Source organism: Kiloniella sp., assembly GCF_048270245.1.
GTDB lineage: Bacteria > Pseudomonadota > Alphaproteobacteria > Kiloniellales > Kiloniellaceae > Kiloniella.
Genome location: NZ_JBLWTH010000007.1, coordinates 48409 through 61008 on the forward strand (window position 1 = coordinate 48409; position 12600 = coordinate 61008).

The window sequence follows — 12600 nt, forward strand, 5'->3', positions numbered from 1 at the left end:
GTTCTATTGGCTAAGGTTTTCTACTATATAATGTGGATATTTTTTATCCCCTTTATCCTGTTGCTCAATGTGATTGAGGGAAAAGGAAAGTACCCAGTGAAAGAGCCTGATCTTCGTAGAGGCCCAAAAACAGATCAACAGAAGAAAAAAACAGAAGAAAATAAATAAAGTTTACTGCCCATAAGCCAGAGTTTGCGTATAATGGGTGGCTTGGAAACAGATTAAAGGAACTAAGACCATTAGTGAGGGATTTTCAGAAGCAGAGCGTATCAGGTTTCACAACCTATTACAGGTTGCGGCCTTAAGCCCCTATGACGGGGAGAGAGAGAATGCTCTGGCTGCTGCTAAGCGTATGGCGGCAAAGCATAACATGTCTTTGGAAGAGGCTGCAGAAGGTGGACCAAGAGACGAGCCAAAGCAGAAGGCACGTCCTGCTTCTTATAGTATGTCTGCAACGGAACGGGTTTTTGCAAATTCTCTCCATTTGATGGATTCCCATCTTGAGCAAGAAAAAGCACGCCATGAAGCTGCGTTAAAAGCTGCTTATGAACGGGGATTGGCAAAGGATAACAAGCCTCAAAAATCATTGGCGAGCCCTGTGAAAGTCAGAAATAAAAAACCACGTGGTATGCCCCCCAAAATTCATGCTGCTGTTTTGTTGAGAGAAACAGAGCTCACAATCCGTGAAATTTCGAGCATTACAGGTCTGGATGTTTATAAAATCACGGCATTGAAACTTAAGAACAGAAAACCGGCTGCTTAAAAGATAGATTATTAATCAGGTTTATTTAATATTCAAACTTTTGAATTCTGAAGAAATAAACGTTAATCAATGGAACTTTGCTACTGGTCAGTCTGCTACTGGCCAATTTGTCAAAAGAGAAATCATATCAAATATTGGTAAAAAGTGCACCCTGACGGTGATCGGGGAGGTGTGGTGTGTGGGGGTGTCCGTCTCTGAATTGTACGCCAACACCATCCCAAGCGTGCCGCACAACAGTGCCTGAATACCTGCCCAGGCTGCTTAGATCGAGTTCCACAACGGTACCAATAGGTGGACGGCAAAAGGTTTCCAGAAAAAGACCATTTCCAGAAAGGTTCTGAACCGAACAAGGGTGCCAAGAACCATCAATGCCTAAGGAAGCATTATCCCCGGCGGCATACCTTTTATATTGGCGGTTTTCTATCATCTAATACATTTTTACCTAATCTTGTTACTGTTGATGATTCTAGATACTAATCCTTACCAATTCCTTTCTAATTGCCGTGATTTACTCTGTGACTTGTGTGATTTTTGTGAACATTGAATCTTATGCGTGTATTAACGTTATCAATTCACATCTTCGTGCGCGCAAGTCGTCCTTCCATTCATAGTTATGCCTTGACCATAAAGCGTTGATAGCTGATGTGTTATGTTGCAACTTAAAATCAATTTTTTATTTTGTTATCGTTTTATTGTCAGGATTTGAGCATAGATAACAATCTGTTGATGGGTGTTTATCAATACAGGAATGGCTTCTAATGTATAAACTTCACTACTACCCCGGTAACGCAAGCATTGCTCCGCATATGTTGATGGAAGAACTCGGCGTTGATTATGAACTTGTTTATGTCGATCGGAATAAGCAAGCCCATAAAAGCCCAGAGTATCTTGCTTTGAATCCTTCGGGCCGTATCCCAGTATTGGAAGATGGCGCCATGGTTATCTCTGAGACAGCGGCGATTTGTCTGCATCTTGCAGATCGACACCCCGAAGGTCGCATGGTGCCCGATGTTGCAACCCCGGAACGCGCCAAGTTTTATCAATGGTTGATGTTTTTAACGAATACGATCCAAACAGAGTTTCTGGTTTATTATTATTCCGAACGTTATAGCAGCGATGCGTCTGATGCAGCGGCGATTAAAGAAGCCGCAGAGCAACGCTTGATGGGGTATTTTGAGATAATCGATGCCCAGCTTGCTAAAAAAGGTCCCTATATGATGGGTAAGGCAATTTCATTTTTGGACTTTTATCTTCTGATGCTTTGCCGTTGGGGACGTTTTCTTCCTAAAAAACCGAGTGAAATGAAGTGCCTGGGGAAAAATGTTTCTCTTATGAGCAAACATCCGGCTGTATTGAGGGCTTTTGCCCAAGAAGAGCTGGTAGCACCTTTTGCATAAAAGGGTGTCTAAAATTTAAGTGATATAAGGTGGCTGACGATGGAGTGTTAGCCACCTTTGTAATATCCAGAAGCTCAATTGGTTGATTTTAAAGATTTATAGTTATTTGTTTTTGCCTGTCAAAGTGGTGAATAGAGAAGCGAAAAGTCGCTACTAAGGTAGAATTATCTTAATAAATATTCTCTAAGTGGTAGGAATGGAATTTGGTCACGCTTTAGGCCTAGGGAAATAATAAATGTTATCAGCAATTACTAATTCTTGGGCACTTTTGCTCGGTATTGCCTTTCTTATGCTGGGCAATGGTTTGCAGAGTACTGTGTTGAGTGTGCGTGGATCCATAGAAGGATTCTCGACAGAAGCAATTGGTGCGGTGATGACCTGTTATTTCATCGGATATCTTGCTGGATCATTTGTGACACCCAAGGTTCTTGCCAATGTAGGGCATGTACGTGTTTTTGCAGCACTGGCTTCATTATCTTCTGCTTCAGCCTTGTTACATGCTGTCTTTATTGATCCCTACACTTGGGGCGCGATGCGCCTTATAACCGGATTTTGTTTCGCGGGGCTATATATTGTTGCAGAAAGTTGGCTTAATGATAGCTCTACCAATGAAACCCGTGGACAACTTTTGGCTGTTTATATGGTGGTCGTGTATGGTGCTATGGGACTGGGGCAACTCCTGATTAATACCTCGGATCCAGGTAGTTTCTTACCGTTTATCTTAATGTCAGTACTCGTATCCTTGGCGCTCATTCCAACAACTCTGACGGTTGCCCAGGTGCCTACGTTTGAATCCCCGACGCCTGTTGGCCTCAAACGGCTATTTAAAATTTCTCCATTGGGTTTTGTTTGTGCCTTTGGGGTCGGCGTCGTACAGGCACAAATTTTTGGTGCTGGGGCTATCTATGCCAAAGAGCTGGAAATGGATACGGTGGATATTTCTATATTCATGGCAACAATGTCGATTGGCGGGGTTGCGCTACAATGGCCAATTGGTAAGGTTTCTGACCACTTTGACCGTCGTAAGGTTTTAATTGTCGTTGCTCTTCTTGCAGGGCTGATTGCGCTTTCGATGGGCTTTTTCTCTGGTTCTGAAGCAACAGTGTGGTTTTTGGGAAGTGCCTTCCTATTTGGTGCACTTTGCTTGCCGTTGTATTCATTAGCCATTGCGCACACCAATGACTATCTGGATGCATCTGAAATTGTTGGAGCCACGAGTGCCCTGATCGTTATTGGGGGAATCGGCGCTATTGTTGGACCAATCATCAGTACATTTTTGATGGGGCAACTGGGTCCTAATGCATTTGTGTATAGTATGTCCGTTACTTTGTTTATGATTTCATCTTTTGGTGTCTTCCGTATGACACAACGTAGTTCTGTGCCAATTGCAGACCAAGGTGATTACATTGGGGTGCCAGCAGAATCATCTACGATGGTTGTTGCAATGACCCCTGAAGGTGAAGAATGGTATGAGGAAGTGATCGCCGAAGCTGAAGGTGATAGTCCTGACCATGTCACGGAAGAGGAAGAAGCCGAGTCCGATATTTTAGAGGATGGCCCCGCTTTTTGGGAGGAAGAGCTCGCTTCTGATGAAGATGTTCCTGAAACGCAAAGTGAAAATCAAAAAGGCTAATCTTAGAACCCAAAAAGCCTGAGGATACGGGCCGCACCGACGACGAAAACTATGCGCGGCTTTCGTTGATGACGCCTAGGAAGATATCGGCATAGCGTTCGAGCTTGCGCTTGCCGACACCGGGTACATTTGCCATATCACCGAGATCAACCGGGCGCGCCATGACCATTTCCAAAAGCGTCTTATCATTAAAAATCACATAAGGGGGGACCCCCTGATCCTTCGCCAATTCGAGGCGTTTTGCCCTAAGGGTCTGGAATAACGCTTCGTCTCTTGGATCATCAATTGTTGCTGCAGGACCAAAGGATTTTTTATAATGACTGCGGAGAGAGGCGCGGGTTTTCTTCGCCGGATCGCGGCGGAATTGTACTGTTTTTTCACCTCTTAGCACGGGACGGCAATCTTCGCCGAGCTGAAAGGATCCATGGCCTTCCATATCCACTTTTAAATAACCAAGGGCGACCAGTTGGCGGAAAATAGACCGCCACTCCTGTTTTAAGAACTCTGTACCAATGCCAAAGGTGCTGAGTTGGTCATGACCAAGTTTTTCGATGCGTTCTGTCTTTGCGCCAAGAAGCACATCAATCACATGGGCGGATCCAAAAATTTGGCCAGTACGATAGACTGTCGACAATGCTTTTTGCGCGGCCTGTGTGCCGTCAAAGCTTTCAACAGGTGTCAGGCAGGTATCACAATTTCCACAGGGCTCAATCGGATTGTCATCAAAGTATTCTAGCAGTACCTGTCGACGGCAACGGGTGGTCTCACAAAATCCCAATAGAGCTTCCAGCTTTCTGTTTTCGATCCGTTTTTGGGCTTCCGGGGCATCGGATTGTGATGCCATATGATAAAGCCGGGCGACATCATTCATGCTATAGATCATCCAGGCTTCGGCCGGAAGACCATCACGCCCTGCGCGCCCTGTCTCTTGATAATAAGCTTCCAAGCTTTTGGGCAGGTCGAGGTGGATAACAAAGCGGACATCGGGTTTGTCTATGCCCATGCCAAAGGCAACGGTGGCAACCATGATGACAGCATCCTCTTTGAGAAAGCGATCCTGATTGTTTGCTCTGATGTCTTTAGAAAGGCCTGCGTGATAGGGCAGGGCATTGAAACCTTTTTCGCACAGGGCTTGTGCGATCTCGTCTACCTTGTTTCTAGACATGCAATAGACAATGCCGGACTGCCCCGAATGTTCGCGTTCTAGCAGATCTGTCAGCTGTTTTTTTGGGGCTGCCTTAAGGCCAATTTTGTAGCGGATATTTGGTCTGTCAAACCCGGCGACAAATGCTCTGGCCTCACTTAGGTGAAGGCGCTCTTTTATATCTTGTCTTGTTGGTCCGTCTGCGGTTGCCGTTAAGGCAATTCGGGGAACCCAGGGGAAACGTTCCTTCAGAAGACTCAGCTGCAGGTATTCCGGTCTGAAATCATGCCCCCACTGTGAAACACAATGGGCTTCATCAATAGCAAAGAGCGACAGGTCACACTGTTCCAACAAACCAAGGAAACCATCGGTGAGAAGCTTTTCCGGGGCCACGTAAACCATATCAAGTTCCCCGGATCGCATACCCCTTTCCGTGGCGAGGATCTCGCTATAGGGGAGGGTCGAGTTCAAGGCTGATGCTTTGACGCCAAGTTGTTGAAGCGCAGTGACCTGGTCCTGCATAAGGGCAATCAGGGGGGAAACAACAACGGCAAGGCCAGGGCGGCAAAGTGCCGGAATTTGGTAACAAAGGGATTTTCCCCCGCCTGTCGGCATCAAGACAAGTGCGTCACCACCATCAATCACATGGTCAATGACAGCTTCTTGATCTCCACGGAAACTATCATAGCCAAAAATACGGCTAAGAATATCCTGTGCAGATGGTATTTGAGGGGTGATTGAATCCATGCTTGGCTTATAGCCAAGTCCGCCGTGGTCGGTCAAAAAGAGTTTGTTAAGAGATTATGTTATATTCTGTATGTGTTGTTTAATATTCTCGCTATCGTTGAATGCGCATGTGATATAAGTTGTTGCCATTATTATTCAGAAATACGTTTTTTTGCTTGTAAGCATACCCAAACAAAGGATGTTAAGGTGTCAAGAACAGGTCAAAATATTTATGCCGATGAAGAGCTTGTCGAACTTTACCGATCAGGTATAGAAGAAGATTTCTCTACTCTGGATAGAATTTTAGATGAAATTCAAAACAATTCTGATAAAGCATTTAAAGCTATGGATCAGGCCCGGTGTATTGTTCACAACATTAAGGGACAGGGGACCAGTTTTGGTTTTCCTTTGATGACACGTATTGGTGACAGTTTTTATACGCTTTTAAAGCATCAAGTGGCACAGGATACACTCCATCTGTCGACACCCCAACTTTACGAAGCACACCTCAAGGCGATGAAGTCGGTGATTGAGAATGAAATTTTGGGCGATGGTCCTGAAATATTTCAACAGGTCGCTGACTCTCTTAAAGAGAAGGTTGTGCAAATTGTTGATTAGATTGTTTTAGGATTTAAGGCCACGAAAAAGCCCGGCGATCAAATCGCCGGGCTTTTTTTTATGACGCTATGTCATCAACGCTTATTCGCGGTTACCAAAAAGCTGTAGCAGGAACAGGAACATGTTCAGGAAGTTTAGATACAGTGAAAGGGCACCCATAATAGATTTTTTCTGGGCAACTTCCGAATGGTCACTTTCCATATACATCAGTTTGATGCGCTGGGTATCGTAAGCTGTCAGTCCAGCAAAAATCAGAACCCCGAGAATGGAAATGACAAAGCTTAGACCTGAGGATGCTAAGAAGATGTTCACGATACTGGCTATTACAATACCAATCAGACCGATAGTCAGGAAAGAACCAAAAGCGGAGAGGTTTTTCTTGGTAGTATAACCAACAAGGCTAAGGCCTGCAAAGGACGCCGCTGTGATAAAGAAAACACGAACGATGGACTCACCGGTGTAAGCGATAAAGATGTAGGAGATTGAGATCCCCATGAGTACCGAAAAGACCCAAAAAAGGATCTGGGCTGTAGATGCGGCCAAAGCGTGGATACGCGCATTTAGGAACAACACCATTCCCAATGGCGCAAGCATCACAACCCATTTTAGTGGTGTGCCGTAAACGAGTTGTAGAAGTTCCGGGCTCTGGGATACTCCGAAGGCTGCAAGTCCTGTAATGACAAGTGCAATTGACATATAGTTGTATACGCCAAGCATGTATGCGCGCAGACCAGCATCTGTGTCGGCCGCTGTTGCCTGGCCATATCCAACACTGCGGTGTGTGGAACGGTCGATCATAAGAAACCTCGTTTCGTTTGTACTAAAAAGCTGATCCTAATATTGGGTCTTGTTGTTTAAAAATCAACAATAATCGGGTTTTTTAGTCGGATATTATTATCTCAACCGAAAATTTATTCATTTCGTAACAATGCAGCGGGGCGTTGTCGCAATGCGCTCCACGTTCCGGCATAGCCACACACCAGTGTTGCAAGCAAGGCCAGCAAAGGTGTGAAGAGGACAACCTCGGTTAATAAAGTGAATTCAAGGCGTAAGATATAGATCGTAATTGCCCAGGATGCAGCGGCACCAATGACGACGGCGACGACAGCTGAAATCAGCCCCAGCATACCGAATTCCAGAAAGAAAGTTGCGGCAAGGGATCGTCGGCTGGCACCCAGAACCTTCAAGACAACGGAATCATAAACCCGGCGTCGATGTCCAGCGGCGACGGCACCACCTAGCACAAGCGTACCTGCTAACAGGGCGACAACGGCAATGACAGAAAGGGCAAGTGCTACGTGACTGAGTAGCTCGGTTGCCGCTTCTAGTGCTTCCTTGACCCGAATGGACGAGACGTTCGAAAATGCATCTGTGACTTTGATTTCCAACGCGTCTTCTATTTCAGGTAGCGCCTTTACCGTGGCAATATGTGTTTGTGGCGCTTTTGACATAAGGCCAGGTGAGAAAACCATGACAAAGTTGATTTCTAATCCGCCCCAGTCGATTTTTCGCAAGTTAGCAATTTCGACATCAATGGGTCGTCCGAGCAGATTGATTGTAAGACTGTCACCAAGGGTGAGGCCCAGTCCTTTTGCGACAGCCTGATCAAGAGAAACCAAGGGTTTGCCGTTATAGTCTTCAGGCCACCAGTTTCCATCGACCAGTTTGGTATTTCGTGGCATTTCAGCCGACCATGTCAGACCGCGATCACTGCGGAATACCCATTTGATCTCGCTTGGAATCTCAAGCTCGGAAGGCGGGGTACCATTCACGGCTGTAATTCTGCCCCGCATCATGGGGACGCGTCGCAGTTCGTTGACGCCTTTGGTGCTTTGCACAAGTTTCTCAAATTCTTCAACCTGTTGAGGCTGAATATCAATGAAATAAAAGCCAGGGGCTTCTTCGGGCAGACTTTGTGTTACAGCCTGTCGAACATTTCCTTCCAATAGTGCAACGATAACAAGGACGGTAAGCCCAAGCCCCATTGACAGAATGACACTTGTTGTCGGCGCACCAGGTCGATGAAGGTTTGCGATCGCGGTTCGTAGGGCTGGGTGTGTTGCACGAGGCAAAAACTTGGTGAGTTTGGTTATGAGCCACCCTACACAATGATAAATGGCGAAAGTGCCAATGGCACCTACAATAAAGAACCCGGCAATTTTGGGGTTACTTGCGAAGGTAACAGCCGTTAGTGCCAACAGAACAGCACTGAAAAATAGGGCGATCATTGCCTTTGGTGTGGGCCGTCCTGTGATCGGGGATGTTAAATCCCTGAAAAGGCGGGCAGGAGAGGTTTTTCCGGCTTTGGATAGCGACCAGATTGAAAAAGTAAAGGCAGTGAGAAAGCCAAAAGCTGCGGCCAGCAAAAGAGGTTCAGCGTAAAACTGTGCGGCGATTTCCCAGCCAAGCATATCTTTGGCAAAGGCACTGGCAGCAAAGGGTGCCGACGCGCCAGCGATTAAACCTGTCACCGTACCAATTAGCGTGAGGAAAAGTATTTGAATAAGATAGATCTGAAAAATTAATCGGGACGGGGCGCCGAGACATTTCAATGTTGCGACCACACCGACTTTACTGTCCATAAAGCTTTTCACTGCGTTTGCGATACCAACACCGCCAACAAGCAATGTCGCCAATCCTATAAGCGTTAGATACATGCCTAGGACATCAATGAACTGGCTGATACGCGGCGCTGCTTTCTCTGAACTTCTAATCCGCCACCCTGCTTCTGGGAAAGTTGTGGTGATCGTTTCCTGAAAAGCTTTGAGATCTGTTTCAATGGGCAAGGCCAAACGATAATCGTACCGAACCATACTGCCGGGTTGAATAAGGCCTGTGCCGTCGAGACTATCCCCTGATACCATGACCGTTGGGCCATAAGTGAAGGCGCGTGTTGAAAGATCTGGTTCTTTTATGAGTGACGCGCGTATTTCGTAGTGTCCATTGCCGACAACGATTTGATCGCCCACTTCTAAATTGAGTTTTCTTAAAAGGTTTGGCGCAAGAACTGTGCCCCAGCCTTTGTCTGTTTTAGCTAGTGCTTCTGAGAGGGGCATGCTGGGTTCAAGGATGACATCACCATAGAGCGGATAAATATCATCAACGGCGCGTAGTTCAATCAGGGTGCGATTGCCGCCTTCGACGGGTTGCTTGCCCATCGTCCGCATTTCACGGACAAGAGAAATATCCCCCTTGTCCTGGAGCCAACTCAGTTGATCGTCAGAGGCTTTCCGGTGAACTAGGTTAAGCGCGATATCTCCACCCAGAAGATTTCGACCATCATTACGCAATCCCTGTTCAATCGCAGATGAGATTGATCCGACCGCAGCAATGGCCGCAACACCTAAAAATAAACAGGCAAGAAATATGCGGAAGCCTTTTATACCGCCTCGAAGTTCGCGAAAGGCATAACTGGCGGCAAGGGAGAACGGTAAACTTTTTGACATGACAATCAGCCCTGCGATGCCATTGCTGATGCCGTATCTTTGGCTGCGGTGCTGCTGGTTTCTTCTTTTAACAATCCGTCCTGGAGCGTGATTGTTCGGTTACACATTGCTGCCAGGCGCGGATCGTGGGTGATGAGAATAAGCGTCGTATCGTGATCTTTTTGCAACTTGAAAAGAAGTTCAATAACCATTTCCCCTGTTGTACTATCAAGGTTCCCGGTCGGTTCATCTGCCAAAAGGATTTTTGGCTCTGCGGCAAAGGCCCGGGCAAGAGCGACCCTTTGCTGTTCACCACCAGAAAGCTGTCCGGGGAAGTGATCAAGCCTGTGTCCTAACCCTACAGCTTCCAGTCTTTCTTGTGCCCGTTTTAATGCATCGGGTTTGCGCGCAAACTCTAATGGAACAGCTACGTTTTCCAATGCCGTCATTGTGGGGATGAGATGAAAGTCCTGAAAAACAATACCGACAGAGTCTCTGCGAAAACGGGCGAGGGCGTCTTCGTCCATTTTGCCCAGATCGTGTCCGTCTATTTCAACGCTTCCGGACGTTGCTGCTTCAAGTCCTGCCATCAGCATCATCATGGATGATTTACCGGCACCGGATGGCCCGACGACAGAAACAGTTTCGCCCCTATCGATATGAAGGTTGATATTTTTAAGGATATCAACCTTTCCGGCCAATGAGCTCAAGGTCAGGTTGACGTCGGAAAGACAAACAAGATTTTTTGAGCCCGTGGTCATGGTAAGAAAGACTTTCTCTGCACTGTCATAAAGCTTTGATCAAAAACCTATATGGTGGTGGATGTGAGGATTTCAATCATTGAGATTAAGTGTACTCTCGTTATATTGATTAAATATTTGTTCTAAAACAGTAATGTTGAAAAGTATCTGCAGAATTAAAAAACAAATCCATACAAGAATGGTCAGGAGATCGTGAACAGGGCTTGTTCCTTTAAGGTATCGAACATATTTCAGGGTATACTACGTAATGGTTATTGCTTTTTTGGGAAATGATTGATCCTATAGATGATGATTAAATTTCTTTGCAGACGTGTATTCCGTCTCGTTCCGTACTTTCTACTTACTCTTCTTACCGCAAATTTATCCTATGCAGAAACGCCCGTTAAGCTGTTGGCTTTTGGGGATAGTCTTACCCATGGTTATGGCCTGGAAGCTGGGGATACTTTCCCTGAACGGTTACAGGTAGCTTTGAAAGAGTCTGGGTATAATATCACTGTTATTAATGGTGGGAATTCTGGTGACACCTCGGCTTCGGGACGATCCCGTCTAGACTGGGCTTTGCTGGATGAAGCGCAGGTTGTTATTGTCGAGCTTGGCGCGAATGACGGTCTGCGAGGTTTGGAGCCGTCGCAAACCCGTGAAAATCTCAGCCAGATTATTGCGGGGTTCAAAGATTCAGGGGCGAAAGTACTTCTAGCCGGAATGCAGGCCCCCAGAAATCTGGGTACTGAATATGTGACTGAATTTGATAAGATTTACCCAGAATTGGCAGAGCAATATGATGTTGCTTTTTATCCTTTCTTTCTGGAAGGCGTGGCACTTGACCCTGCATTGAATCAAGCTGATGGCATCCATCCTAACCGTGCAGGAGTGGATTTGATTGTTCAGAATATTCTGCCTTATCTCGTGCCGTTGCTTGAAAAAGGCGCAGAGAAAGGCACAGAGTGAGTATGTTACAGCCAGATCCTAAATTTAAGGCGGCTTTCTCGTCCTCGCCGGACTGGTCCAAGGCTTGTGCTGAGATTCTGAATGGTCTGGGAGATTTGCCGTCAGAAGCTAACTTGGGGTTTATTTATGCCACCGATGTTTTCGCAGATGATTTGTCGAGTATCTTGACCTTTCTGAAGACAAAAACGGGCCTTGAAAACTGGACCGGCACAATCGGGATTGGTGTCGGGACTAATGCTGCCAATCAACTCGGGCGTTTTTCAGCTGTAGAGCTATACGACGAACCAGGCTTGAGCGTTATGATTGGCTCTTTCCCATCTGGCACGTTTCAAGTGTTTGAATCGGGGCAGATGGAAACGGAAGAAGGGGACAAACTTGTCGTCACTGGTGAGGGCGTTGAAAGTTGGTTGGAAAAGAATCAGGCCTATCTGGGGCTGATACATGGTGATCCACGGCATTATGATCTTCCTTTGCAGATTTCGTCTCTTTCCGCGGGGTTAGAGGTTTATCTCGTCGGGGGATTGACGTCTTCGCGGGGCGAGTTGCCACAAATTGCAAACCATATTACAGACTGTCCTTTGTCCGGTGTTTTCTTTAACGATTCTGTGCCTGCAATCACAGGGTTGACGCAAGGGTGTACACCAATCGGTCCAAAGAGAACGATTACATCAGCGGATGATCAGAAGATTTATACGATCGATGGTCGACCGGCGTTGGATGTTCTCAAAGAAGATATAGGAGAGCTTTTATCCCGGGATTTGAGTAAGATTGGGGGCTATATCTTTGTCGGTTTTCCGGTTGAAGGTAGTGACGGTGATGACTATCTGGTGCGCAATCTCATGAGCATTGATACCAGTGACGGTTCCTTGAACATTACAGAAGAGGTAGAGGCAGGGCAGCCGATTTTTTTCTGCCGACGAGATAACGAGGCCGCTCGAAAAGATCTCAATCGTTTACTGGATGATATACGCGCACGATTACCACGCGCCCCTAAAGCTGGGCTATACTATTCTTGTCTGGGGAGAGGGCAGGCACTTTTTGGGCCAAATTCGGAAGAACTCAATATCCTTCGTCAGGAATTCGGGGATATGCCATTGGTGGGGTTTTACGCGAATGGTGAAGTGTCCCATGATCGCTTGTATGGGTACACAGGGGTTTTGACGCTTTTTTATTAAAGTTATTGAG

At 46.3% G+C, this 12600-nt stretch carries 11 protein-coding genes; 6 read left to right on the forward strand and 5 right to left on the reverse strand.

Annotation, left to right across the window (positions count from 1 at the left end; all coding sequences use genetic code 11):
* The first annotated feature begins 205 nt into the window (after window positions 1–205).
* Entirely contained in the window at window positions 206–763 is a 558-nt protein-coding gene (locus ACN0W5_RS15435; RefSeq protein WP_299377150.1) for a hypothetical protein, read from the forward strand.
* A 127-nt stretch (window positions 764–890) separates the two neighbouring features.
* Here the strand turns inward: ACN0W5_RS15435 and ACN0W5_RS15440 are convergent, their stop codons facing one another.
* On the reverse strand, window positions 891–1190 hold the full coding sequence (locus ACN0W5_RS15440) for a PilZ domain-containing protein (RefSeq protein WP_417430639.1): 300 nt from the start codon (window positions 1188–1190) through the stop codon (window positions 891–893).
* A 331-nt stretch (window positions 1191–1521) separates the two neighbouring features.
* On the opposite strand from ACN0W5_RS15440, the gene ACN0W5_RS15445 reads away from it, so the two are divergent.
* Together ACN0W5_RS15445 and ACN0W5_RS15450 are read left to right on the forward strand one after the other, a co-directional pair.
* Window positions 1522–2160: a glutathione S-transferase family protein gene (locus ACN0W5_RS15445; RefSeq protein WP_417454983.1), complete on the forward strand. Its 639-nt coding sequence runs from the start codon at window positions 1522–1524 to the stop codon at window positions 2158–2160.
* Window positions 2161–2395: 235 nt separating this feature from the next.
* On the forward strand, window positions 2396–3793 hold the full coding sequence (locus tag ACN0W5_RS15450; protein ID WP_417454984.1) for an MFS transporter: 1398 nt from the start codon (window positions 2396–2398) through the stop codon (window positions 3791–3793).
* Between the two features lie 49 nt (window positions 3794–3842).
* On the opposite strand, the gene recQ is transcribed toward ACN0W5_RS15450, so the two are convergent.
* On the reverse strand, window positions 3843–5684 hold the full coding sequence (gene recQ, locus ACN0W5_RS15455; protein WP_417454985.1) for a DNA helicase RecQ: 1842 nt from the start codon (window positions 5682–5684) through the stop codon (window positions 3843–3845).
* 186 nt (window positions 5685–5870) lie between these two features.
* Between recQ and ACN0W5_RS15460 the strand changes: the two genes are divergently transcribed.
* Window positions 5871–6281: a hypothetical protein gene (locus ACN0W5_RS15460; protein ID WP_417454986.1), complete on the forward strand. Its 411-nt coding sequence runs from the start codon at window positions 5871–5873 to the stop codon at window positions 6279–6281.
* An 81-nt stretch (window positions 6282–6362) separates the two neighbouring features.
* Here ACN0W5_RS15460 and ACN0W5_RS15465 read toward each other — a convergent pair whose 3' ends face one another.
* The 3 genes from ACN0W5_RS15465 to ACN0W5_RS15475 form a co-directional block, all read right to left on the reverse strand.
* Window positions 6363–7079, reverse strand: a complete 717-nt coding sequence (locus ACN0W5_RS15465; RefSeq protein ID WP_417454987.1) for a Bax inhibitor-1 family protein — start codon at window positions 7077–7079, stop codon at window positions 6363–6365.
* 113 nt (window positions 7080–7192) lie between these two features.
* A complete protein-coding gene (locus ACN0W5_RS15470; RefSeq protein WP_417454988.1) occupies window positions 7193–9727 on the reverse strand; it encodes an ABC transporter permease in 2535 nt (844 codons plus the stop codon).
* 5 nt (window positions 9728–9732) lie between these two features.
* On the reverse strand, window positions 9733–10467 hold the full coding sequence (locus ACN0W5_RS15475; protein ID WP_417454989.1) for an ABC transporter ATP-binding protein: 735 nt from the start codon (window positions 10465–10467) through the stop codon (window positions 9733–9735).
* A 285-nt stretch (window positions 10468–10752) separates the two neighbouring features.
* Here ACN0W5_RS15475 and ACN0W5_RS15480 point away from each other — a divergent pair, with 285 nt between their 5' ends.
* Both ACN0W5_RS15480 and ACN0W5_RS15485 read left to right on the forward strand, forming a co-directional pair.
* Entirely contained in the window at window positions 10753–11415 is a 663-nt protein-coding gene (locus ACN0W5_RS15480; protein WP_417454990.1) for an arylesterase, read from the forward strand.
* 2 nt (window positions 11416–11417) lie between these two features.
* On the forward strand, window positions 11418–12590 hold the full coding sequence (locus tag ACN0W5_RS15485) for an FIST signal transduction protein (protein WP_417454991.1): 1173 nt from the start codon (window positions 11418–11420) through the stop codon (window positions 12588–12590).
* Window positions 12591–12600 lie beyond the last annotated feature (10 nt).

What these genes read in the sequence shown, in the direction of transcription:
- ACN0W5_RS15445 (WP_417454983.1), top strand. Translation starts at nt 1,522, where the DNA reads ATGTATAAACTTCACTACTACCCCGGTAACGCAAGCATTGCTCCGCAT.
- ACN0W5_RS15465 (WP_417454987.1), bottom strand. Translation starts at nt 7,079, where the DNA reads ATGATCGACCGTTCCACACACCGCAGTGTTGGATATGGCCAGGCAACA.
- ACN0W5_RS15450 (WP_417454984.1), top strand. Translation starts at nt 2,396, where the DNA reads ATGTTATCAGCAATTACTAATTCTTGGGCACTTTTGCTCGGTATTGCC.
- ACN0W5_RS15440 (WP_417430639.1), bottom strand. Translation starts at nt 1,190, where the DNA reads ATGATAGAAAACCGCCAATATAAAAGGTATGCCGCCGGGGATAATGCT.
- ACN0W5_RS15485 (WP_417454991.1), top strand. Translation starts at nt 11,418, where the DNA reads ATGTTACAGCCAGATCCTAAATTTAAGGCGGCTTTCTCGTCCTCGCCG.
- ACN0W5_RS15470 (WP_417454988.1), bottom strand. Translation starts at nt 9,727, where the DNA reads ATGTCAAAAAGTTTACCGTTCTCCCTTGCCGCCAGTTATGCCTTTCGC.
- recQ (WP_417454985.1), bottom strand. Translation starts at nt 5,684, where the DNA reads ATGGATTCAATCACCCCTCAAATACCATCTGCACAGGATATTCTTAGC.
- ACN0W5_RS15480 (WP_417454990.1), top strand. Translation starts at nt 10,753, where the DNA reads ATGATGATTAAATTTCTTTGCAGACGTGTATTCCGTCTCGTTCCGTAC.
- ACN0W5_RS15475 (WP_417454989.1), bottom strand. Translation starts at nt 10,467, where the DNA reads ATGACCACGGGCTCAAAAAATCTTGTTTGTCTTTCCGACGTCAACCTG.